The 19837-nt window shown below is 73.7% G+C and carries 22 protein-coding genes; 11 read left to right on the forward strand and 11 right to left on the reverse strand.

Translation table 11 applies throughout. The features are described 5' to 3' along the window. Positions 1-59: 59 nt before the first annotated feature. Together nhaA and ACZCAH_RS08835 are read right to left on the reverse strand one after the other, a co-directional pair. The gene (gene nhaA, locus ACZCAH_RS08830; RefSeq protein WP_464340710.1) at positions 60-1382 is read right to left on the reverse strand and encodes a Na+/H+ antiporter NhaA; all 1323 of its coding nucleotides are present in this window, start codon (positions 1380-1382) and stop codon (positions 60-62) included. A 59-nt stretch (positions 1383-1441) separates the two neighbouring features. Beyond that, complete coding sequence (locus tag ACZCAH_RS08835; RefSeq protein ID WP_464340711.1) at positions 1442-2929, reverse strand: sodium:proton antiporter; 1488 nt, start codon at positions 2927-2929, stop codon at positions 1442-1444. Between the two features lie 553 nt (positions 2930-3482). On the opposite strand from ACZCAH_RS08835, the gene ACZCAH_RS08840 reads away from it, so the two are divergent. The 5 genes from ACZCAH_RS08840 to ACZCAH_RS08860 all read left to right on the forward strand — a co-directional run bounded on the left by ACZCAH_RS08840 (position 3483) and on the right by ACZCAH_RS08860 (position 9128). After that, on the forward strand, positions 3483-4937 hold the full coding sequence (locus ACZCAH_RS08840) for an MFS transporter (protein WP_464340712.1): 1455 nt from the start codon (positions 3483-3485) through the stop codon (positions 4935-4937). 42 nt (positions 4938-4979) lie between these two features. Further along, positions 4980-5900 (forward strand): PhzF family phenazine biosynthesis protein, encoded by a 921-nt coding sequence (locus tag ACZCAH_RS08845; protein ID WP_464340713.1) that lies wholly within the window; start codon positions 4980-4982, stop codon positions 5898-5900. A 54-nt stretch (positions 5901-5954) separates the two neighbouring features. Continuing rightward, positions 5955-6173 (forward strand): antitoxin VbhA family protein, encoded by a 219-nt coding sequence (locus ACZCAH_RS08850; protein WP_464340714.1) that lies wholly within the window; start codon positions 5955-5957, stop codon positions 6171-6173. Positions 6174-6214: 41 nt separating this feature from the next. Then, positions 6215-8350 (forward strand): dipeptidyl-peptidase 5, encoded by a 2136-nt coding sequence (locus ACZCAH_RS08855; RefSeq protein WP_464340715.1) that lies wholly within the window; start codon positions 6215-6217, stop codon positions 8348-8350. 166 nt (positions 8351-8516) lie between these two features. Next, positions 8517-9128 (forward strand): hypothetical protein, encoded by a 612-nt coding sequence (locus tag ACZCAH_RS08860; protein ID WP_464340716.1) that lies wholly within the window; start codon positions 8517-8519, stop codon positions 9126-9128. Between the two features lie 91 nt (positions 9129-9219). Here the strand turns inward: ACZCAH_RS08860 and ACZCAH_RS08865 are convergent, their stop codons facing one another. Continuing rightward, a complete protein-coding gene (locus tag ACZCAH_RS08865; protein ID WP_464340717.1) occupies positions 9220-9708 on the reverse strand; it encodes a glutathione peroxidase in 489 nt (162 codons plus the stop codon). Between the two features lie 124 nt (positions 9709-9832). Next, a complete protein-coding gene (locus ACZCAH_RS08870; RefSeq protein WP_464340718.1) occupies positions 9833-10819 on the reverse strand; it encodes an aminoglycoside phosphotransferase family protein in 987 nt (328 codons plus the stop codon). A gap of 74 nt (positions 10820-10893) precedes the next feature. Here ACZCAH_RS08870 and ACZCAH_RS08875 point away from each other — a divergent pair, with 74 nt between their 5' ends. Together ACZCAH_RS08875 and ACZCAH_RS08880 are read left to right on the forward strand one after the other, a co-directional pair. After that, positions 10894-11631 carry a glutamine amidotransferase gene (locus ACZCAH_RS08875; protein WP_464340719.1) on the forward strand — a complete coding sequence of 246 codons (738 nt, stop codon included), beginning with the start codon at positions 10894-10896 and terminating at the stop codon, positions 11629-11631. A gap of 50 nt (positions 11632-11681) precedes the next feature. Further along, positions 11682-12566: a GH25 family lysozyme gene (locus ACZCAH_RS08880; RefSeq protein ID WP_464340720.1), complete on the forward strand. Its 885-nt coding sequence runs from the start codon at positions 11682-11684 to the stop codon at positions 12564-12566. Positions 12567-12789: 223 nt separating this feature from the next. On the opposite strand, the gene ACZCAH_RS08885 is transcribed toward ACZCAH_RS08880, so the two are convergent. From ACZCAH_RS08885 to ACZCAH_RS08900, 4 genes are all read right to left on the reverse strand, one after another. Next, on the reverse strand, positions 12790-13239 hold the full coding sequence (locus ACZCAH_RS08885) for an SRPBCC family protein (protein ID WP_464340721.1): 450 nt from the start codon (positions 13237-13239) through the stop codon (positions 12790-12792). Positions 13240-13337: 98 nt separating this feature from the next. Next, positions 13338-14048, reverse strand: coding sequence for a DsbA family protein (locus ACZCAH_RS08890; RefSeq protein WP_464340722.1), 711 nt, complete (start codon positions 14046-14048; stop codon positions 13338-13340). A gap of 109 nt (positions 14049-14157) precedes the next feature. Continuing rightward, the gene (pdxH, locus tag ACZCAH_RS08895; protein WP_464340723.1) at positions 14158-14835 is read right to left on the reverse strand and encodes a pyridoxamine 5'-phosphate oxidase; all 678 of its coding nucleotides are present in this window, start codon (positions 14833-14835) and stop codon (positions 14158-14160) included. 10 nt (positions 14836-14845) lie between these two features. Beyond that, on the reverse strand, positions 14846-15127 hold the full coding sequence (locus ACZCAH_RS08900) for a hypothetical protein (RefSeq protein WP_464340724.1): 282 nt from the start codon (positions 15125-15127) through the stop codon (positions 14846-14848). On the opposite strand from ACZCAH_RS08900, the gene ACZCAH_RS08905 reads away from it, so the two are divergent. The 4 genes from ACZCAH_RS08905 (at position 15126) to ACZCAH_RS08920 (ending at position 18176) form a co-directional block, all read left to right on the forward strand. Next, positions 15126-15584, forward strand: coding sequence for a GNAT family N-acetyltransferase (locus ACZCAH_RS08905; RefSeq protein ID WP_464340725.1), 459 nt, complete (start codon positions 15126-15128; stop codon positions 15582-15584). The genes ACZCAH_RS08900 and ACZCAH_RS08905 overlap by 2 nt on opposite strands. 63 nt (positions 15585-15647) lie before the next feature. After that, positions 15648-16268 carry a histidine phosphatase family protein gene (locus ACZCAH_RS08910; protein ID WP_464340726.1) on the forward strand — a complete coding sequence of 207 codons (621 nt, stop codon included), beginning with the start codon at positions 15648-15650 and terminating at the stop codon, positions 16266-16268. 148 nt (positions 16269-16416) lie between these two features. Further along, on the forward strand, positions 16417-17214 hold the full coding sequence (locus tag ACZCAH_RS08915) for a class I SAM-dependent methyltransferase (RefSeq protein ID WP_464340727.1): 798 nt from the start codon (positions 16417-16419) through the stop codon (positions 17212-17214). Continuing rightward, entirely contained in the window at positions 17211-18176 is a 966-nt protein-coding gene (locus ACZCAH_RS08920) for a DJ-1/PfpI family protein (RefSeq protein WP_464340728.1), read from the forward strand. The genes ACZCAH_RS08915 and ACZCAH_RS08920 overlap by 4 nt, the downstream gene beginning before the upstream one ends. A gap of 25 nt (positions 18177-18201) precedes the next feature. On the opposite strand, the gene ACZCAH_RS08925 is transcribed toward ACZCAH_RS08920, so the two are convergent. The 3 genes from ACZCAH_RS08925 to ACZCAH_RS08935 all read right to left on the reverse strand — a co-directional run bounded on the left by ACZCAH_RS08925 (position 18202) and on the right by ACZCAH_RS08935 (position 19779). Then, the gene (locus tag ACZCAH_RS08925; protein WP_464340729.1) at positions 18202-18375 is read right to left on the reverse strand and encodes a type II toxin-antitoxin system ParD family antitoxin; all 174 of its coding nucleotides are present in this window, start codon (positions 18373-18375) and stop codon (positions 18202-18204) included. 62 nt (positions 18376-18437) lie between these two features. Beyond that, positions 18438-18896, reverse strand: coding sequence for an acyl-CoA thioesterase (locus ACZCAH_RS08930; protein WP_464340730.1), 459 nt, complete (start codon positions 18894-18896; stop codon positions 18438-18440). A gap of 88 nt (positions 18897-18984) precedes the next feature. Then, a complete protein-coding gene (locus ACZCAH_RS08935; RefSeq protein WP_464340731.1) occupies positions 18985-19779 on the reverse strand; it encodes an IclR family transcriptional regulator in 795 nt (264 codons plus the stop codon). Positions 19780-19837 lie beyond the last annotated feature (58 nt).

Genomic DNA, 19837 nt, shown 5'->3' on the forward strand with positions numbered 1-19837 from the left:
TGCTACGGGGTCGCCCTCGTCATGGGACGTCCGGCCCGGACGTCGGCCGTGCCCGGGGCTCAGGCGTCGGCGCCCCAGTCCGCCCCGCGGTCGTAGCCGTCGGGCGCCGCGCCGGACTCCCGCTGCTGCCTCGCGTACATCCGGTTGCGGGGCAGGAGGATCGCGGCGCCGAGCACCGCGGCGAGCGCCGAGGCGGTCAGCACGCCCACCTTGGCGACGTCCTGCAGCGGGTCCTCGGCGGAGAAGCTCAGCTCCGAGACCAGCAGCGAGACCGTGAAGCCGATGCCCGCGATCGAGGCCATGCCGAGCATGTCCGGCCAGCGCAGGTCGGTGTCGAGGCGCGCGCTGGTCAGCTTGGTGACCAGGAAGGTGGTGCCGATGATGCCCAGGATCTTGCCGCCCACGAGCCCGACGATGATCCCGAGCGCCACCGTGGACTGCCACGACTCGACCAGGCCGCTGAGCCCGCCCACGGCGACGCCGGCGCTGAAGAACGCGAAGACCGGCACCGCGAAGGCGGAGGAGAGCGGGCGCAGCCGGTGCTCGAGGGTGTGGGAGAGGGAGTGCTCGCGCGTGTGCGCGGAGAGGCTCTTCGTCGGGACCAGGAAGGCGAGCACCACGCCGGCGATGGTCGCGTGCACGCCGGAGTTCAGGAACAGCGCCCAGGTGATCAGCGCGAGCGGCAGCAGGATCACCCACGCGCTCCAGTATTTCCGGGCGAAGAGGGCCTCGTGCTTCGTCACCAGCCACCGGTACAGGGCGATCGGCACGATGGCGAGGGCGAGGAACCACAGCCGCAGGTCGCTCGTGTAGAAGATCGCGATGATGGTGATGGCGATGAGGTCGTCGACGATCGCGAGGGTGAGCAGGAAGGTGCGCAGCGCGGCCGGCAGCGAGGAGCCGACGAGCGCGAGGATCGCGACGGCGAAGGCGATGTCGGTCGCGGCGGGAATCGCCCAGCCGCCCGCGGCTCCCTCGGGGCCGCCGAGGTTGATCACTGTGTACAGGATCGCGGGCACGGCGACGCCGCCGAAGGCCGCGGCGATCGGCACGAAGGCCTTCTTCGGGCTGCGCAGGTCGCCGACGGTGAACTCCTGCTTGAGCTCGAGCCCGGCGAGGAAGAAGAAGATCGCGAGCAGCCCGTCGGCCGCCCAATGCGCGAGGGAGAGGTCGAGGTTCATCGGGCCGATCTCGAATCCCAGGTGGACATCGCGCAGGGCGAGGTAGGCGCCGGAGGCCGGCGAGTTCGCGAGCAGCAGCGCGAGCACCGTCGCGGCGAGGAGCAGCGCCCCGCCGGGGATGGCGCGGGTGATCACCGCCTCGAACCGGGTGTAGGTGCGGTAGGTGCCGAGCCGGGACGGCTGGGCGGGGGGAGTGGTCACGGAGGAGCCTCCTGCGGTGGGCGGCGGTGGGTCGGAGTCGAGCCGCCCGGCGGGGCGGCTCAGGGGGAGGTGGGCGCGGTGGGGCCGACGTCAGGGGTCCGGGGATCGTCGGTCGCGTCGGCGGCCGGGGCGGCCTCGGCGCGTCGGCGGGCGCCGCGGCTGATCACCTGGGGCGGCGGGGCGGTGGCATCGCGGACGGCCCGCAGCAGCACCAGCACCACCACCACGCCGCCGAGGGCCTTCGCCCACCACGGATCGGCGAGGAACAGCAGCACCATGGCCAGCAGCACCGGGGCGAGGAACTCGAAGGCCGCCTTCACGTACCCGAAGAAGGCGGGCATGCGCACGCCCTGGTCCTCCGCCACGGACTTCACCATGAAGTTCGGGCCGTTGCCGATGTAGGTCATCGCCCCGCACAGCACGGCGCCGAGGGAGATCGACACCAGCAGCGCCTCGGGGACGTCGGCCACCCGCGGCTCCCCGGCGACCTGCGTGGCCATCTCGAAGAAGGTCGCGTAGGTGGGGGCGTTGTCGAGCACCGCGGAGAGGCCGCCGGTGAAGAAGAAGATCGTGATCTCGTTGAGCGGGAAGTTCGGGGCGGCGGCGCGCAGCACCTGCAGCGCCGGCACCATGGTCAGGAAGATGCCGATGAACAGGGCGCCCACCTCGGCGATCGGCGACCAGCTGAACTCGTTCTCCGTGAAGCGCACCTGCTTCGAGCCCATCACGTAGGAGCCGGCGGCGGCGGCGAGCATGACCAGCTCGCGCCAGGGCACCCAGTTGGTGCCCTCGAGGTGCCCGTGGGCGACGGCGTCGATGTCGAGGGAGGGCACGAAGGCCACGGACAGGATAATCACCGCGAACCAGATCAGGTTCGGGGCGCCGCCGAGGCTGAGCGGGCGGCGCTGGGCGTTGTCCTGGGCGATCGCCTCGGGGGTCTCGCGGGAGTAGTAGCGGCGGTCGAGCGCCCAGTAGGTCACGAGCAGCAGCGCGAGCACGAACAGCCACTGCGGGAACAGCGAGAAGGTCCAGGTGAAGGGCACGCCGCGGAGCATCCCCAGGAACAGGGGCGGATCGCCGAGCGGGGTGAGGAGCCCGCCGCAGTTGGCGACGACGAAGATCGTGAACACCACGGTGTGCGCGCGGTAGCGGCGCTCCGCGTTCGTGGCGAGGATCGGCCGGATCAGCAGCATCGCCGCGCCGGTGGTGCCGATGAAGCTCGCCAGCACACCGCCGACGGCGAGGAAGGTGGTGTTGACCCGGGGCGTGGCCGGGAGGTCGCCGCGCAGCACCACGGCGCCGGAGACCGTGAACAACGCCAGCAGCAGCACGATGAACTGCACGTACTCGATCAGCGCATGGGCGAGCAGCTCCGGATGCGCGGCCAGCAGCAGCCCGATCGCGACCGGCACACCGAGCACGAGCGCGTAGATCAGCTGGTTGCGGGGCCGCTCCCAGTGGTGCGCGATCGCCGGGACCAGGGGGAAGATCGCGATGCCGAGCAGCATCAGCACGAACGGGATCAGGGTCCACACGGGGAAGGTCACCGAGGACCACCTCGCCTTCAGGAGCGGACCGGTGGGAATCGGTCGCGCTCGCGCCGGAAGGCCGAGGTGAGGAGGGGCCGAGACGCACATCGGTATGCACGGACAGGGACGGGAGAGCCATGGGCTGGGGTCCTTGCGGCATCGACGACGTGAGGACGGGAGGGACCTCCCGTGCCGACCAGACTTCCCGGCTCTCCGCGGCCAGTGTCGCACAACGACCTCCGAGCGGGTCGGCGCCTTCCGGCGATCGGGAGGGCTGGCGCGGCCAGGACGCCCCCCGTCGGCCGCTCGCCCTCCGTCGGACGGCCGCGTCGGTCGCCCCGTCGGCCGCCCGCCTGGCCAGGAGCGCAAGAGATCGCTACGGTGGACGGGCTCGTCGGGAGGATGCGCAGCGCGCGTCCACCGCGCACCGACCTCGCACCGGGTGCGCGTGCCCGACCGTCCGATGGCCACCTGTCATCGGCCGCTCCTCGCGACCCGGCCCGTCGGTGGCCGACGGGGAGCGCCGCCACAGCGTGCTGCGGCACGTGCGCGAGAAACGGACGACCGGTCTGTGACCTCTTCGACCTCTGATCCCACGACGCCCGACCCCGGGCAGCCGGACCCCGCCACCGGCGGGCCCGGCGGCACCGTCACCGCCTTCGAGGACCTCCCGCCACGGCGGACGATCCGCCAGGCGGTCGCGGCCTCCGCACTCGGCAATGCGACCGAGTGGTACGACTACGGCGCCTATGCGGTGGTCGCGACCTACATCGCGGTCCACTTCTTCCCGGAGGGCTCGCAGGGCCTGCTGTGGACCTACGCGTTCCTCGCGATCTCCTTCCTGGCCCGCCCCTTCGGCGGCTTCGTGTGGGGCCCGCTCGGCGACCGTCTGGGCCGCAAGCAGGTGCTCGCGATGACGATCATCCTGATGTCGGCCGCGACCTTCCTGATCGGCGTGCTGCCCACCTATGAACAGGTCGGCATCCTCGCCCCGATCCTGCTGGCCGTGCTGCGGCTGGTGCAGGGCTTCTCGACCGGCGGCGAGTACGGCGGTGCGGCCACGTTCATGGCCGAGTACGCGCCGGACAAGCGCCGCGGCCTCTACGGCAGCTTCCTCGAGTTCGGCACGCTGGGCGGCTTCGCGCTCGGCACCGTGGTGGTGCTCGTGCTGCAGCTGGTGCTGGGGGAGGACGCGATGGCGGCCTGGGGCTGGCGCCTGCCGTTCTTCGTCGCCGCGCCCCTGGGCCTGATCGGGCTCTACCTGCGGTCCCGGCTCGACGAGACGCCGGTCTTCCAGGATCTGGAGGAGGCCGACGAGTCGGTCGACAGCGCCACCGGCGGTCTGCGTGACCTGGTCGTCCAGTACTGGAAGCCGATCCTGGTGATGGCCGGGCTGGTGATCCCGCTGAACATCGCCAACTACACCCTGCTGACCTACATGCCCGGCTATCTCGAGACCAAGATCCATCTGTCCGCGAACGAGTCGCTGATGGTGATCCTGATCGGCGAGGTGGCGATGATGGCGCTGATCCCCTTCTGCGGCGCGCTCTCGGACCGCGTGGGCCGCAAGCGGATGTGGTGGTTCTCGATGGTGGGCCTGTTCGTCATGGCCGTACCGATGTACATGCTGATGGGGCAGAGCTTCGGCCTCGCGATCCTGGGCTTCGCCGTGCTGGGCCTGCTGTACATCCCGCAGCTGTCGACGATCTCGGCGACCTTCCCGGCGATGTTCCCCGCCCACGTGCGCTTCGCCGGCTTCGCGGTTACTTACAACGTGTTCACCTCGATCTTCGGCGGGACGGCGGCGCCGATCAACGAGGCCGTCGTGGAGTCGACCGGGTTCCTCGAGTTCCCGGCGGTGTACGTGATGGCGGGCTCTCTGGTGGGCATGGTCGCCCTGCTCTTCCTCAAGGAGACGGCGGGCGCGTCCCTGCACGGCACCGACATCCCCGAGTCGGAGCCGGAGGACTTCGGGATCGAGGCGATCCAGGCCGAGGACGAGGCCATGGACGCCGCGGGCCGCTGAGGAGCGGGTCCGAGGGCCGACGGGGCGAGGGAGGATGGGGCCATGGCTCCGTCCTCCCTTGCGCCCTGCCGCCGCCCGTTCCTCCAGCTCGACGTCTTCGCCGATCGGCCCCAGCGCGGCAACCCGCTCGCCGTGGTGCTCGAGGCGGATGACCTGTCCGCGGAGGACATGGCCCGCATCGCGCGGTGGACGAACCTCTCCGAGACGACCTTCCTGCTCGCCCCGACCGTCCCCGGCGCCGACTACCGGGTGCGAATCTGGACGCCGACGGGGGAGCTGCCCTTCGCCGGTCATCCCACGCTCGGCACGGCGCGGGCGTGGCTGCTCGCGGGCGGCGTCCCCGCGGGGGAGCGGATCGTGCAGGAGTGCGCGGCCGGTCTGATCACGGTGCGCCGCACAGGGGCTGACGGCGCTGCCCTCAGGGCCGACGCGGACGCCCTCGCGGCCGACGGGGCCTCGCTCGCCTTCGCGGCGCCGCCGCTGCTCCGCGAGGGTCCGATCGAGGAGGACGAGGTGGCGGCGATCGCGGCCGCGCTCGGCGTGGACCGCCGCGCGGTGCGCGGCCATGCCTGGGCGGACAACGGCCCGGGCTGGCAGGTCCTCGAGCTCGAGGACGCCGAGCAGGTGCTCGAGCTGCGGCCGGACCCGGTGCGGCTCGGCGACCGGAAGGTCGGCGTCCTCGGCCGGTGGGGGAGCGGAGCACGGGATGGCGCGGGCGATGCCCCGCTCTACGAGGTCCGCGCCTTCCTCCCCGGCGGCGGGGAGGATCCGGTCACCGGCAGTCTCAACGCGGGGATCGGCCAATGGCTCGTCGCCCGCGGCGAGGCACCGCAGCGATGGACCGCAGCGCAGGGCACGGTGCTCGGCCGCGAGGGCCGCATCTCGCTCGAGCAGGACGAGGACGGCACCCTCTGGGTGGGCGGCGCGACCGTGCCCACCGTGGAGGGGACGATCCTGGTGTGATGTGATGTCGACGGGTCGCGATAGCCAGCGTCGGCCCGGAGGGGAAGGAGCCCCATGACCTCAGATCCGATCTCGACGCGCTGGGCTGAGCAGCTCGCCCCACTGGACGAGCACGCTCGCCGAGCGGTCGTCAACGCTCTCGCCAACACGATCCACGATGGGTGGAACCCGTCGGACGAGGACGTGGTCCGCCTCGTCGAGTTCGCGCTCGGAGACCTGGACGTCGAGTCCTATCGGCGCGACGTGCTCGCGCGATTGCAGTCCGAGCGCTGATTCCCCCGCACATCACCGCCGACCTGCCTAGGGTGTCCCCCATGGTGACGACCCTTCCGTACGGTTCCTGGCCCTCCCCGATCACCGCCGAGCTGCTCGCCACGGGCGGCACCCGGCTCGGGGCGCCCGCGCTCGTCGGGGACCACGTGTGGTGGACGGAGGGCATCGCGACCGAGGGTGGACGCCAGGCGATCCGCCGCACCGTCGGGCCCCTCGCCGCCGACGGCTCCGGCGACCACGAGGCCGTCACGGTGCTGCCCGCCCCGTACAACGCCCGCTCCCGGGTGCACGAGTACGGCGGTGCGAGCTGGGCCGTGGTGCCCGAGCCGGCGGGCCCGTCGGCCGACCCCGCCGATCCGTCGGCCGACCCGACCGCCCCGTCGGCCGCGGCGCCCCTGGTCGTCTACGTGAACTTCGAGGACCAGCGCGTCCACGCGCTCCGGGAGGGCGGGGCGCCGCGCCCGCTCACCCCCGTCGGCCCCGAGGTCCGGACCGCCGGCGGACCCTCGCTGCGCTGGGCCGACCCCACCCCCGTGACCCTCGCCGACGGCGCCGTCGAGGTGTGGTGGGTGTGCGAGGACCACACCGGCGGTGCGGAGGGGCCGCGCACCGACGCCGACGGCGCCCCGCACATCGAGCGGTACATCGCCGCGGTCCCGCTGGACGGCTCCGCCGCCGAGGACCCCGCGGCGATCCGCCGCGTCACCCCGGCCAGCCGCTTCGTCGCCCATCCGCGGCTCAGCCCCGACGGCAGCCGCCTCGCCTGGCTGTCCTGGGAGCACCCGCAGATGCCGTGGGACGGGACGACCCTGCACGTCGCGCCGCTGCTCGGCGGCTCCACGGGGGAGGGGGAGGCGATCGCCGGCGGCACCGACGTCTCGGTGCTGCAGCCCGAGTGGCTCGACGACGAGCGACTGCTGTTCGTCTCCGACGAGAGCGGCTGGTGGAACCCGTGGGTGTGGTCCGCGGCCGACGGCACCCGTCAGGTGCTCGAGCTCGACCAGGAGTTCGCCGGGTCGATGTGGGCGCTCGGCACCACCTGGTACCAGGTGCTGAGCCCCGACCTCCTGCTGGTCCGGTACGGTCGCGCCGCCACCGCGCTGGGCCTGCTGCGACCGAGCACTGGCGAGCTCACCCCGCTGGACTGCCCGCTCACGCAGATCAGCACCGCGCTGCTGCGCGAGGACGGCCTGCTGGTGCTCGCCGGCGCCTCCCCGACCGAGTTCGTCGCGATCCAGGCGGCGCACCTGGACCTCGGCTCCGCCGCCGGCCCCGGCGCGTCGGCCCCGGCGCTGTCCCCGCGGAGGGTGCTCCGCTCCTCCCGCGACGACGCCCCGGACCCCTCCCTGCTCCCGGTCGGCGAGAGCATCGAGGTGCCGCTGCCCGGCGGTGGCGTGGTCCACGCGATCCTCTACCGCCCCCGGCAGGAGGGCATTGCCGGCCGCGAGGGCGAGCTACCGCCCGTCATCGCCCAGGTGCACGGCGGCCCGACCTCGCACGTCCCCCCGGTGCTGTCCCTGCCGGTCGCGTACTACACCTCCCGCGGGCTCGGCGTGGTGGCGGTCAACTACGGCGGCTCCAGCGGCTACGGCCGCGCGTACCGGGACCGCCTGCGCGGCCAGTGGGGCGTGGTCGATGTGACCGACACCGTCGCCGTCATGGAGCACCTGGTCGCCGAGGGCATCGCCGACGGGACCCGGCTCGCGATCGAGGGCGGCAGCGCGGGCGGCTGGACCACGCTGGCCTGCCTCACCCGCACCACGACCTTCGCCGCCGGGATCTCGAGCTTCGGCGTCGCGGAGCTGGAGAGCTTCCGGCTGGAGACCCACGACTTCGAGTCGCGCTACCTCGACGGGCTCGTCGGCCCCTATCCGGAGCGTCGCGACCTGTACGTCGACCGGGCCCCGCTGAACCACGTCGACGAGCTCGAGTGCCCGGTGCTGCTCCTGCAGGGCGACGAGGACCGGATCGTCCCGCCGAGCCAGTCGGAGCGGGTGCGCGATGCGCTCGCCGCCAAGGGCATCCCCCACGCCTACCTGCTGTTCGAGGGGGAGCAGCACGGCTTCCGGAAGGCGGAGAGCATCATCGCGGCGCTCGAGGCGGGGCTGTCCTTCTACGGGCAGGTGCTCGGCTTCAGCCCGGCCTGCGTGCCGGTGCTGCCGCTCGACCGCGGCTGAGGGGCGCGGGCGACTCGGGCCTGAGGCTCGGAGCCTCGGTGCGGGAACTCGGGGGCCGGGCCGGGGACCGGGCTCGTCGCCCCGGACCTCGCCGATGTGGATGACGGTTCGCGCCTCCTCGATCTCCCGTACCCTCGTGAGCGGGGAAGAGACGGAGGGGGAACACATGACGTATCCGCAGGTGAACGGTCCGGCCGGTCAGGGGGCCTACGGCGCCCATCCCGGGCATCCGTCACCGGGTCAGCAGCAGTCTGGGATCCCGGACACCGGTCAGCAGCCCCCGGTGCAGCCGACGGGGGGAGCGGCGCCGCCGGTCCGCTCCGCACGGAGCCCTGCCCGGTGGCTGATCCTCGTGACGGCCGTGTCGCTGGTGCTCGGGGTCGGCGGCCTGCTGCTCCAGCTCCTGTACGCCCTCGACGTCTCCCTCCTGCGCGAGGAGCTGGTGGATCTGGGCGTCGCCCTCGTGGCCCTCCTCGCGGCCCCGATCTCCGTCGCCGCGTGGATCGCGGGCCTGGTCCTGGCGATCATCGTGACCAGCAGGGGCAGGGGCAGGCTGCGCGAGGGCGGCATCGTCCTGATGCTCGCGGGGTTCGCGGGCAGCCTGCTCGGGGTCGAGCTGAGCGGGAATCTGGACATGGTCCCGCAGTCGGTACAGGTCGTGGTCACCTCCCTCGAGGTCGGGGTCGGCCTGCTGACGGCGGTGCTCCGGATCGCCGGGATCCTGCTCCTGCTCGCGGGACTGCGGGCCCTGCCCTCCGCCGGCACGGCGCGGCGCTGAGCCCGGTCCCCAGGCGACGATCCGCCGCGTTCAGGGGACGGGTCGACAGCTCCTCCGACGAGCAGCCGACGTCACGCGCCGCGGCCCGCCCTCACGCCGTGGCGGCGAGGGCCTTCTCGATCTCGGGGGCGAGATCGGCCGGGGTCACGTCCGGGGCGAAGCGGGCGATGACCCGCCCGTCCCGGTCCAGCAGGAACTTGGTGAAGTTCCAGGGGATCTCCCCGGCCTCGACGCCCTCGTGCGCTCCGGTCAGCCACTGGTACAGCGGGTGGGCGTCCTCGCCGTTGACCTCGATCTTCGCGAACATCGGGAAGTCGACGCCGTAGTTGACCGAACAGAACTCGGCGATCTCGTCGGCCGAACCCGGCTCCTGGTGCATGAACTGGTCGCAGGGGAAGCCGAGCACCGCCAGGCCCCGCTCGTGGAGCCGGGCGTAGAGGTCCTGCAGGCCCGCGTACTGCGGCGTGAAGCCGCACTTCGAGGCGGTGTTGACGATCAGCACCACCTCGCCGACGTACTCGGAGAGGTCCTGCTCGGTCCCGGAGAGGGTGGTCGCGGTGAAATCGGCGAGGGTGCTCATGGATCCCATTGTGGACCTCCCGCGCCGGCAGCGGCAGGCCGTCCCCGCCGCCGGCAGGTGCCCCTGCTCCGCTCGCATGTCCTGCTCGCCCGTCCCGCTCAGACGTCCTGCTCGCCCGTCCCGCTCAGATGTCCCGCGCCAGGAGCAGCGCCGCCTCCACCGCCCCGTCCATCCACGCCGACTCCTGCACGCAGCGGGCCAGCAGCCACTCCCGCACCCGCCCCGGGTCGAGGTCCGTCAGCCGCGCCATCCGGTCGGCGAAGGCACCGGGATCCGCCCGCATCCGCTCCGGGTCGTTGAGCATGTGCTGCAGCACGTCGTAGTGGGGATCGCCGACGTACGGCTTCGGGTCGATGAGCACCCAGGGATCGGGGCCGTCGGCGGAGGCGAGGATGTTCCCGGGGTTGAGGTCGGTCGCGAGCAGCACGTGCTCCCCGTCCCACTCCTCCGGCAGGCGGCGGAACCGCTCGAGCGCGTGGTCGACCAGGTCGCGCGGCAGCCCTCCGGCCGACGGGTCGCTCCGCTCCGGTGCCGCATCGGGCCCGTCGGCCGATCCCGTCGGACCCAGCCCGGCCCGCGCCGCCGCCTCGTCGGCCCACCAGGCGCACATCTGCGCGAGCGGGCGGAAGCGCGCCGCCTCCTCCGCCCCGACCAGCCGCTCCGGCGCCACCCACAGCCGGCGCATCACCGCCGCCGCCACCTCGTCCCGCTCCGGCCAGGTCCCCCACTCGGCGAGCGGGGTCCCCGGACGCACCCGATCCAGCAGCAGCATCGCGGTGTCCCCCTCACGCTCGGCCCGGTGCACGCCCGCCGCGCCGTGCCCCTGCCAGGCCGCCATCCCGGCCGCCTCGTCGCGCGACTCGTCATGAGCCCACGCGACCTTGAGCACGCGCTCCGCGCCGTCGGCCGTGACCACCGGCGCCACCCAGGCGCTCGACCCGCCCGGCAGGAACGGAGCCGCGGCGCGCAGCCCCCAGCACTCGAGAAGCTCGTCGACCACGCCGGGGAGCCGCTCCCGCCAGGCGACCAGGCCGGAATCGTCGCTCTCGAGCAGACGCGGCGGCACCGGATGCCCGGCGATCTCGGGCGCGCGGGGCGGGACGGGGGCCATGTGATCTCCTGCGGCGGCGTCGGCGGGGGCGATGTCGAGACTACGGCGACGGCGCGCGGCGTTAGCCTTCAGGGGTGAAACCGTTCGTGCTCATCGCCGCCCGCCCCGAGGACTCCGTCGCCCAGGCCGAGAGGGAGTCCGTCCTGGACTTCACCGGGCTCGACGAGGCCGACCTGCTGTGGGTGCGGGTCGACCGCGAGCCCTTCCCCGACCTCGGCGACGAGGACCTCTCGGGGATCATCCTCGGCGGCAGCCCCTTCACCGTCTCCGAGCCGGAGGAGACGAAGTCCGAGGTCGAGCGCACCGCCGAGGCGGAGATCTTCCGCGTGCTGGACCGGGTGATCGCCGAGGACATCCCCTTCCTCGGCGCCTGCTACGGCATCGGCACCCTCGGCACCCACCAGGGCGCCCGCATCGACCACACCTACGGCGAGCCCCTCGGCGCCGTCGAGGTCACCCTCACCGACGCCGGCCGCGAGGACCCGCTGGTCCGCGAGGCCGGGCTCTCCGACACCTTCCTGGGCCTGGTCGGGCACAAGGAGGCGGTGCACACCCTGCCGCCGCATGCGACGGCGCTCGCCAGCTCGCCCACCGCCCCGGTGCAGATGTTCCGCGTCGGCACCCGCCAGTACGCGACCCAGTTCCATCCCGAGCTGGACGTCCCCTCGATCATCGAGCGGGCCCGCGCCTACCGCGACAACGGCTACTTCTCGCCCGACCAGATGGAGGAGATCTTCTCCTCCCTCGAACCGCTCACGGTCGACGAGCCGCGCCGCCTGCTGCGCGCCTTCGCCACGCTCTTCGCCCGCTGACCGGGCGCAGCGTCCCGGATGGAGCGGGGCGCCTCGGGTAGCCTCCCCGAGTGCCCCGATACACGCGCGCGCAGGTCCGCCGACGACAGCTGGTCGCGGCGGCGCTCGCCGTGGTGCTGCTCCTGGTGGTCGGCGGCTGCACCGCCGCGGTGATCGGCGCCCTGCGCGGCGACCCGGAACGTCGGGACCCGGCGGCCCGGACCCCCTTCGCCGCCGACGACGCGGCGATGGCCGTCGCGACGACCCCCGCGGAGGCGCCGATCCGCTCCCAGCTCCCCGACGGCGTCGAGCTCGCCGCCGACGAGACGATGGGCATCGACGTCTCGGGCCACCAGCAGCAGATCGACTGGTCGCTCGTCGCGTCCGACGGGGTCTCCTTCGCCTACATCAAGGCGACCGAGGGGGTGGGGCACACCGATACCCGCTTCCGCGAGAACTGGGACGGCGCGGTCGCCGAGGGCATCACCCCCGGCGCCTACCACTACTTCACGCTCTGCTCGCCGGGCGCGGCCCAGGCGGCGGACTTCCTCGCCGCCGCCCCGCCCGACGACACGGCCCTGCCGCCCGCCCTCGACCTCGAGTTCGACGGCGCCTGCGAGGCTCTGCCCGATGTGGTCGCCGTGCAGGCCGAGATCGACGCCTTCACCGCGGCGGTCGAGGAGGCGTGGGGGCGTCGACTGGTGATCTACTCCTCCTCCGACTGGCGCACCCAGTACGGTCTGCCCGTCACCGACTCCCGGCCCGACTGGCTCTTCGCCGAGCGGGATCGCCCGCAGCAGGAGGACTGGGCGGTGTGGCAGCTGCGCTTCGACGGCACGGTCGCCGGGATCGAGGGAGGAGTGGACGTGGACGTCGCCCGGATCGAGCTGCTCCGGGAGCACGCCACGATCCCCGACGGCGAGGGCGCGCTCGGGCACGAGGTCTCGGCGGGGTAGGGCTGGTGTGGGAGGGGCGGCAGGTCGCCCAGTCCCCGGTCCTGGCGGGGGGCCTGCTGAAAAGCTGCGTGTGGCGTGACCTCAACGCTCCACAGGGCTTGAGGTCACGCCCGGCGCGGAGTTTCAGCAGCTGGCCCGCGGCCCAGCCTGGCCCGGGGGACGTGACCTGTCCGCCCGGCCCGGGCCGCCTGGCCGACCGGCCGCGCCCAGTCCGCCCCCGCGGTCAGTTCGGCAGGTCGTGGCGGATGACGTGCTCCCGCCCGATGCTCTCGACGAGGACGTCGAGGGTGGTGGTCCAGTGCTCGAGGAGTCCCTGGCGTTCGGCGGCGCCGAGCAGGCGTTCCTGGTGGATGCCGATCGTGGTGCCGGTGGCGGCCCCGTGCAACGTCACCTGGAACACGGTCTCGTGATCGAGGGTCGCGGGGGTCCAACGCAGCCGCACCCGTCGGCCCACGTGGCAGCCGACGACGCGCCCTCGGATCCGAGCCCCGTCGCGCACCGGGGCGCCGACCATCTGCGGCACGGACTCGACGCCGAGCCACTGGGGGAGCCACTCGCCGAGCAGGCGTCGCCAGACGTCCGAGGCGGGGGCGGCGACGGTGCGGCTGACGCCGAGCTGCCACCCGGCGTCGCGGGTGAGGCCGACGGGCGTGGGGGAGATCTCGGTCTGCATACGGCCAGCGTAGGGGCGCTCCGCCCGGTTGGTGCCGACGCACCGGAGGCGTCCTCAGGTGTTCGACTGCCCGTCGCCGGACGGTCACCCGGGGTCGGTCAGGCCGCCTCGATCGCCTCGCGCACGGAACCCGCGGCGGCGATGTCGCCGGCGAAGATCTCGCCGTCGATCATCACCACGGGGGTGCCCTGGACGCTCTGCAGCGCCTCCGGCTCGACGACGTCCAGCAGCCACGGCAGGTAGGTGCCGGCGGCGACGTCCTCGCTCACGTCCACGCCGGTGGCCTCCTGGATCCGCCCGACGAGCTCCTCGTCGGTGAGCCCTTCCTCGCCGGGCTGGTTCCCGAACAGCGCCCGCTCGGCGTCGAACCAGGTCTGCGGGTCCTCCGTCGCGGCGTAGGCGGCGAGGGCGGCGTTCGCGGCCCGGCCCGAGTAGCCCGCGGGGGACGAGTTCGGATCCAGCATCGGCCGGGGGTGGACTCGCAGCGTGATCTCCCCGGAGCCGGCGAGGGTCTCGAGGTCCACGCCGTGGGTCTCGTGGAAGGTCGCGCAGTGGGGGCAGAGGAAGTCCAGGTAGAGGTCGACGACGGGGCCGTCCTCGCTCGAGGACAGTTCGAGGTACGGCTGGTCCTCGGCGACGCCGGGCGGGGCGAGGATCCCGGTCGGGGCGGGCGCCACCTCGTCGTCCCCGCCGCGGAGGACCATGAATCCGACGATGCCGGCGACCGCGGCGAGGAGCACGAGCACCAGGCAGGCGGCGCCGACGATCGCGGCGATGATGAGCGGGCGGCGGGAGCCGGTGTCGGCCATGGGGTCCTCGGGGGTCGGTCGGCGGGGTCCCGGTCAGCGTAGCCGGACGTTCAGTCACCGCCTCGGGCGGAGGTCCCCGCCCGTCGGGACCGCTCGGTGCGGTCCGCGGTCAGGGCTGCAGCCGGCTGCGCCGCCAGGCGCCGTCGGCCGCCGCCTCGTAGACCAGCCGGTCATGGACCCGGTGCGCGCGACCCTGCCAGAACTCGATCCGCTCGGGGCGCAGGCGCAGCCCGCCCCAGAACTCCGGGCGCGGCACCTCCTGCCCCGCGAACCGCGTCTCGGCCTCGGCGTACTGCGCCTCGAGCCGCTCGCGGGAGTCGATCTCGCGGGACTGCCGGGAGGCCCAGGCGCCGAGCTGGGAGCCGCGCGGTCGGCTCGCCCAGTAGGCATCGGACTCCTCTGCGGGGACCGGGCCGACGGGGCCCTCGATCCGCACCTGCCGTTGCAGCGCGTACCAGGGCAGCAGCAGAGCGGCCCGCGGGGTCGCGGCCATCTCGCGGCCTTTGTCCGAGTCGAGGTTCGTGTAGACCACCGCGCCGCGCGCGTCGAGGCCCTTGAGCAGCACGGTGCGGGAGCGGGGCCGCGGGGCGCCGTCCGCGTCCAGCGCCACCGTGGAGAGGACGGCGGCGGTCGGGTCGTGGAGGTCGCCGTGAGCGTCGCGGCGGGCGAGGGCCTCGTCCATCCAGCGGGAGAACAGGGCGAAAGGATCGGCGGGGGCGTCGTCGGCGAGGGCACCGGCGAGGTAGTCGAGGCGGTCTCCCGCGAGGCGATCCGAGGCGCTGGTCATGCCTGCGATCCTAGGCGTGCCGGTGGCGGGGCCGCAGGAGGGGGCCGAGCCCCGGGGTGCGCCGCGCCGCGGGGCGATGGCTCCGGCCGGAGCGCTGCGGTGGGCGGACCGCGTCGACGTCGATCTCGACGAGCGAGGGGTCCGCTCCCGCGGCCTCGGCCCGGCGACGGGCTCGGCGCACGGCGCGCAGCAGCTCGGCCTCGCCGTAGGCGTCGGGGAGGGGGCGGTAGAGGATCGGGGCGCCCGGGTCGCGGGTGCCGGTGCGGCTGGTGGCGATGCGTGAGGTGCTCATGGACCCCACCCTCCGCCGCGGGGTGCGGGCGCCGCGTCCGCCTGGCGGGGCGAGGGCGTGGCACCGCGGTCTGATCCCGGACGGAGACGCGTCCACCTCGGGGGGCGCCGTCGCCGCGATCTGGCTCGACGGCCGCTGCGTGGGGACGGTCGACTACGACCCCGACGCGACCGACGGCCTCGAGCCCGGTGACGTCAACGTGGCGTACGGCGTCGCCGCCGAGGTGCGCGGTCGTGGCGTGGCCGTGCGCGCGGTCGAGCACCTCAGCGCGGAGAACCTCGAGGCCGGCGTCGGCCACCGCGCCGTGATCCGGGCGGACACCCGCAATCCGGCCTCCTCCCGCGTGGCCGAGAAGACCGGCTTCACGCATCTCCGCGACATCCGCATCGCGTCGGTGGCGGGCGCGGACGCGGTGCCGGAGGTCCTGCGCGTCCACGTCAGGGAGCTCCGAGCGTAGATCTGGAGCCGGAGACCGCCCCGACGGGAACAGGAACCGGGCACCCGTCAGTACGCTGACGTGATGGACGGCGACCAGCGGCGGACCCGGATCATCCTCGCCCGGCACGGCGAGGCCGCCTATCCGATCCCTGCGACGGAGGAGACCCGTGGAGGGGTCCTCACCGAGCTCGGGCAGGAGCAGGCGCGCGCACTGGCGGCGCGGATACGGGACGAGCGCGTCACCGCCGTCGTCAGCTCGGAGCTCTCCCGCGCACGGGAGACAGCAGGGATCGTCGCGCACGCGCTCGGGCTCGAGCCGGGGACGCGCCCCGGACTGCACGAGTACGAGCAGGGGGACGAGCCGTTCGACGTCCTCTCCGTCGGCCGGACGCTGCTCGGCTGGCTGGCCGGTGACCTCGACGCGAGGATCCTCGGCGGTGAGAGCGGCCGCGAGATCGTGCAGCGGGTCATGCCCGTCCTCGAGGACCTCGCCCGCTCGCACGGAGGGGAGACCGTGCTCGTCGTCATCCACGGCGGCGCGATCATCGCGACCCTCGGCGGCGTGGCCCCCGGCCGCACCGGGCTGCCGAGCGACGGCGACCCGTACCGGCTCGAGAGCGATCTCGTCGGCGGAGCGTCGTTCCGCCTCGACCACGCGGAGGGATCCTGGCGGATGCTCCCGCCCGACGCGCCGACGGACTGATCCCCTCCAGGCTGTTCCTGCCGTGGCGGGCGGACCGCCGGGACGTGGCGTGACCTCTGCCGCTCCCGGCCGAGCACTGGCGCGATCCGTGCGACCGACGTCCGCGCGGCACATGGTGCATGGCGGGGAGCCGTAGTGGGATGGCGTCATGGACCTCGAACGCAGCGCGACCCCCGGCCCGACCCTCGACGGCAGCGCCGGAGACGCGGACTACGGACGGATCGGCCCCGGCTACTCCCGCTACCGCCGCCCCGAGCCGGCCTTCGCCGCGGCGATCCGGGAGGCGCTCGGGCCGGCGCGCACCCTCGTCAACGTCGGCGCGGGCGCCGGGTCGTACGAGCCGGACCATCTCGAGGTCACCGCTGTCGAGCCGAGTGCCGCGATGCGCGCGCAGCGGCCCGCGGGCTCCGCCCCGGTGATCGACGCGGTCGCCGAGCAGCTCCCCTTCGAGGACCTCACCGTCGACGCCGCCCTCGCCTCGTTCACCGTGCACCAGTGGCAGGACCTGCGCGGCGGCCTCGCGGAGCTACGGCGCGTGGCCCGCGGCCCCGTCGTGATCCTCACCTGCGATCCCGCGGCCCTGGACCGCTCGTGGATCGCCGAGTACGCCCCCGAGGTGATCGCCACGGAGGCCGGCCGCTATCCCGCGATTTCCGCGCTGCGGGACGGCCTCGGCGGGAGCGTCGAGGTGCACGAGCTGCCCATCCCGCTCGCCTGCGTCGACGGCTTCTCCGAGGCGTACTACGGGCGCCCGGAGATGCTGCTGGATCCCGGGGCGCGGCGCGCGAACTCCGCGTGGAGCTTCGTCGGCGCGGAGGTCGAGGAGCGCTTCGTGCGCACCCTGCGCGCGGACCTCGACTCCGGGACCTGGGACGCCCGGCACGGGGACCTGCGCACCCTCCCCGCCTTCGCCGGGTCCCTGCGCCTGATCGTCGGCCGCCCGTGACCGGTGCCGACCACCGGGTGGCGGTGCTCGTGCTGGACGGCGCGAAGGCGCTCGACGTCGGCATCGCCGCGCACGTCTTCGCGAAGCGGCCCGGCATGCCCTACGAGGTGCAGGTCTGCGCGGAGCGGCCCGGCACCGTCGAGGGCTGGAACGGCCTCGCCTACGCCGTCGGCCACGGGCTCGACGTCCTCGAGCGGGCCGGGACGATCCTCGTCCCCGGGTTCCGTGACCCCGCCGCGGTCACCACCCCGCCCGCCGTGATCGCGGCCCTCCGCGCCGCCCACGACCGCGGCACCCGCATCGCCGCGATCTCCACCGGAGCCTTCACCCTCGCCGCCGCCGGGCTGCTGGACGGCCGGCGCGCCACCACCCACTGGCACTACACGCACGTGCTCCAGGAGCGGTACCCGCAGGTCGAGGTCGACGGCGACGTACTCTTCGTCGACGCCGGCCAGGTGCTCACGAGCGCGGGCGCCGCGAGCGGCATCGACCTGTGCCTGCACCTCGTCCGGCGCGACCACGGCGTCGCCCTCGCCAACCAGGTCGCGCGGCGCCTGGTCAGCGCCCCGTATCGCAGCGGCGGGCAGGCGCAGTACGTCCCCCGCTCCATCCCCGAGCCCCTCGGCGACGACTTCGCCCGCACCCGAGCCTGGGCCCTCGAGCACCTTGACGGCGACCTCACCCTCGCGGCCCTCGCCCGGCGCGCGAACGTCTCCCCGCGCACCTTCTCGCGGCGCTTCACGGCCGACGCCGGCCTCACCCCGCTGCAGTGGGTGCTGCGTGCCCGCATCGACCGCGCCCGCGAGCTCCTCGAGGCCACCGACCTCACCGTCACCCGGATCGCGCAGGCCACGGGGCTGGGCACGGACACGAACCTGCGGCGGCACTTCGGCGTGATCGTCGGGACCTCCCCGACGGCCTACCGCGCGACCTTCCGCGACGGCGGCGGAGAGGCGGGGTGAGCCCTCGCGGCTGTCGCCTGCCTGCTCACAGGTGGAGCGAGGGTTTCCGCCCTCCGCCCGGGTCCGAGTCGGTCTCGGCGATCTTGCCGGCGATGAAGGCATCGACGTCGAAGTGCTCCGCCTCGCCGCTGTTCTCCCCGGCCTCGAGTGCGGAACGGAGTACGGCGCGGAGGTCCTCGGGGTGACTGGCTGTGCTCATCGGTGCCATCACCTGAAACTACCGACGATGAGCGGTGCGGTGGAAGGGGTGCCGGAAGGCGCTCACGACCGGGCCGACGTCCCCTCCGCCTCGGAGGCGCGGTGACTGGCCGGGACCCGGTCCCGGTCGTAGGTGATCTCGGTGAAGCCGTGGGGAGCGGGGCGGCCCTGCTCGTCGACGTGCACGAACACCATCTCCTCGATCGTGAGGATGCTCTTCTGCGTGAACAGGTTGCGGGCCTCCGCGCGCATCGTGAGCGAGGAGCGGCCGAAGGCGGTGGCGACGAGGCCGATCTCCACGATGTCGCCTTCGCGGGCGGAGGAGACGAAGACGATCTCGGACATGTACTTCGTGACGACGCGCTGCTGCCCGAGCTGGATGATCGCGTACACGGCGGCCTCCTCGTCGATCCAGCGCAGCAGGCTGCCGCCGAACAGCGTGCCGTTCGCGTTGAGGTCCTCGGGGCGCACCCACTTGCGGGTGCGGAAGGACATGACCGGTTCGGCGGAAGCATCGTTCATGGTGCCGGAGCGTAGCGCCGCCGAGGTCGCCGCTGGGCACCGGTGTTGCGCACGGAACGTGTGGTGACCAGCACGTTCCTCTCCCTGGTCACGGCGCGGGCGGGGCGGCGACGGGCGCGGACTCCTCGATGCGTGCCCGCGCCGCCGACATCGCCGCGAGGATCTCCGCCTCGTGCTCGGCGGAGTGGCGCGGCAGCGGCACCGAGCAGCTGATCGCGTCGATCACCTCACGGTCGTAGCGCAGCGCGAACCCGTAGCAGCGCAGACCCACGGTGTTCTCCTGCTCCTCGACGGCGTAGCCGCGCTCGGCGGTCGCGGCGAGCTCCGCCGCGAGCGCGGCGTGGTCGGTGAGGGAGAAGCGGGTCAGCGGCGGCGGCATCCGCTCCGGCACGGCCGACGGGTTGGCGGCGAGGATCGCCCGTCCCAGCGCGGTGTGCACGGCGGGCAGGCGTCGGCCGACGCGCGGCATGACCCGCGCATACTCGTGCGACTCGACGGTGTCGAGGTAGACCACCTGGTCGCGGTCGAGCCGGGCGAGGTGCACCGTCTCCCCGAGGATGGCGGAGAGGTCGGCGAGGATCGGGTGGACCAGGCGCACCCGCGGGTCCCGGTCGAGGTAGCTGGTGCCGGCGAGCAGGGCCCGGATCCCGACCGAGTAGAAGGTGCCGGTGGGGTCGGTCTGCACCCAGCCGCTGGTCACGAGGGTCTGGAGCAGAGCGTGGGTCGAGGAGCGGGGCCAGCCGAGGGCGTCGGCGATCTCGCGCAGCCGCGTGAGGGTGCCCTGCCGGGCCGCGAGGTGCTCGAGCAGCTCGATGGTGCGGGCAGCGGACTTCACCTCGCGCGCCCCGGCGGCGGGGGAGGGGCCCGGCTCGGTGCTGGTCATGGGCTGAGGATAGACGGCGTCCGGTGGGAGGACGACGTTCGGGCAAGCGGATTCCGAG

It is taken from the genome of Brachybacterium sp. B718/18 (genome assembly GCF_055454375.1).

Coding starts and splice junctions, on each gene's coding strand:
- ACZCAH_RS08860 (WP_464340716.1), top strand. CDS start 8,517: ATGACGTATCCGCAGGTGAACGGTCCGGCCGGTCAGGGGGCCTACGGC.
- ACZCAH_RS08935 (WP_464340731.1), bottom strand. CDS start 19,779: ATGACCAGCACCGAGCCGGGCCCCTCCCCCGCCGCCGGGGCGCGCGAG.
- pdxH (WP_464340723.1), bottom strand. CDS start 14,835: ATGACCAGCGCCTCGGATCGCCTCGCGGGAGACCGCCTCGACTACCTC.
- ACZCAH_RS08850 (WP_464340714.1), top strand. CDS start 5,955: ATGACCTCAGATCCGATCTCGACGCGCTGGGCTGAGCAGCTCGCCCCA.
- ACZCAH_RS08855 (WP_464340715.1), top strand. CDS start 6,215: ATGGTGACGACCCTTCCGTACGGTTCCTGGCCCTCCCCGATCACCGCC.
- ACZCAH_RS08930 (WP_464340730.1), bottom strand. CDS start 18,896: ATGAACGATGCTTCCGCCGAACCGGTCATGTCCTTCCGCACCCGCAAG.
- ACZCAH_RS08865 (WP_464340717.1), bottom strand. CDS start 9,708: ATGAGCACCCTCGCCGATTTCACCGCGACCACCCTCTCCGGGACCGAG.
- ACZCAH_RS08845 (WP_464340713.1), top strand. CDS start 4,980: ATGGCTCCGTCCTCCCTTGCGCCCTGCCGCCGCCCGTTCCTCCAGCTC.
- ACZCAH_RS08885 (WP_464340721.1), bottom strand. CDS start 13,239: ATGCAGACCGAGATCTCCCCCACGCCCGTCGGCCTCACCCGCGACGCC.
- ACZCAH_RS08915 (WP_464340727.1), top strand. CDS start 16,417: ATGGACCTCGAACGCAGCGCGACCCCCGGCCCGACCCTCGACGGCAGC.
- ACZCAH_RS08925 (WP_464340729.1), bottom strand. CDS start 18,375: ATGAGCACAGCCAGTCACCCCGAGGACCTCCGCGCCGTACTCCGTTCC.
- ACZCAH_RS08900 (WP_464340724.1), bottom strand. CDS start 15,127: ATGAGCACCTCACGCATCGCCACCAGCCGCACCGGCACCCGCGACCCG.
- ACZCAH_RS08890 (WP_464340722.1), bottom strand. CDS start 14,048: ATGGCCGACACCGGCTCCCGCCGCCCGCTCATCATCGCCGCGATCGTC.
- ACZCAH_RS08870 (WP_464340718.1), bottom strand. CDS start 10,819: ATGGCCCCCGTCCCGCCCCGCGCGCCCGAGATCGCCGGGCATCCGGTG.
- ACZCAH_RS08905 (WP_464340725.1), top strand. CDS start 15,126: ATGGACCCCACCCTCCGCCGCGGGGTGCGGGCGCCGCGTCCGCCTGGC.
- ACZCAH_RS08910 (WP_464340726.1), top strand. CDS start 15,648: ATGGACGGCGACCAGCGGCGGACCCGGATCATCCTCGCCCGGCACGGC.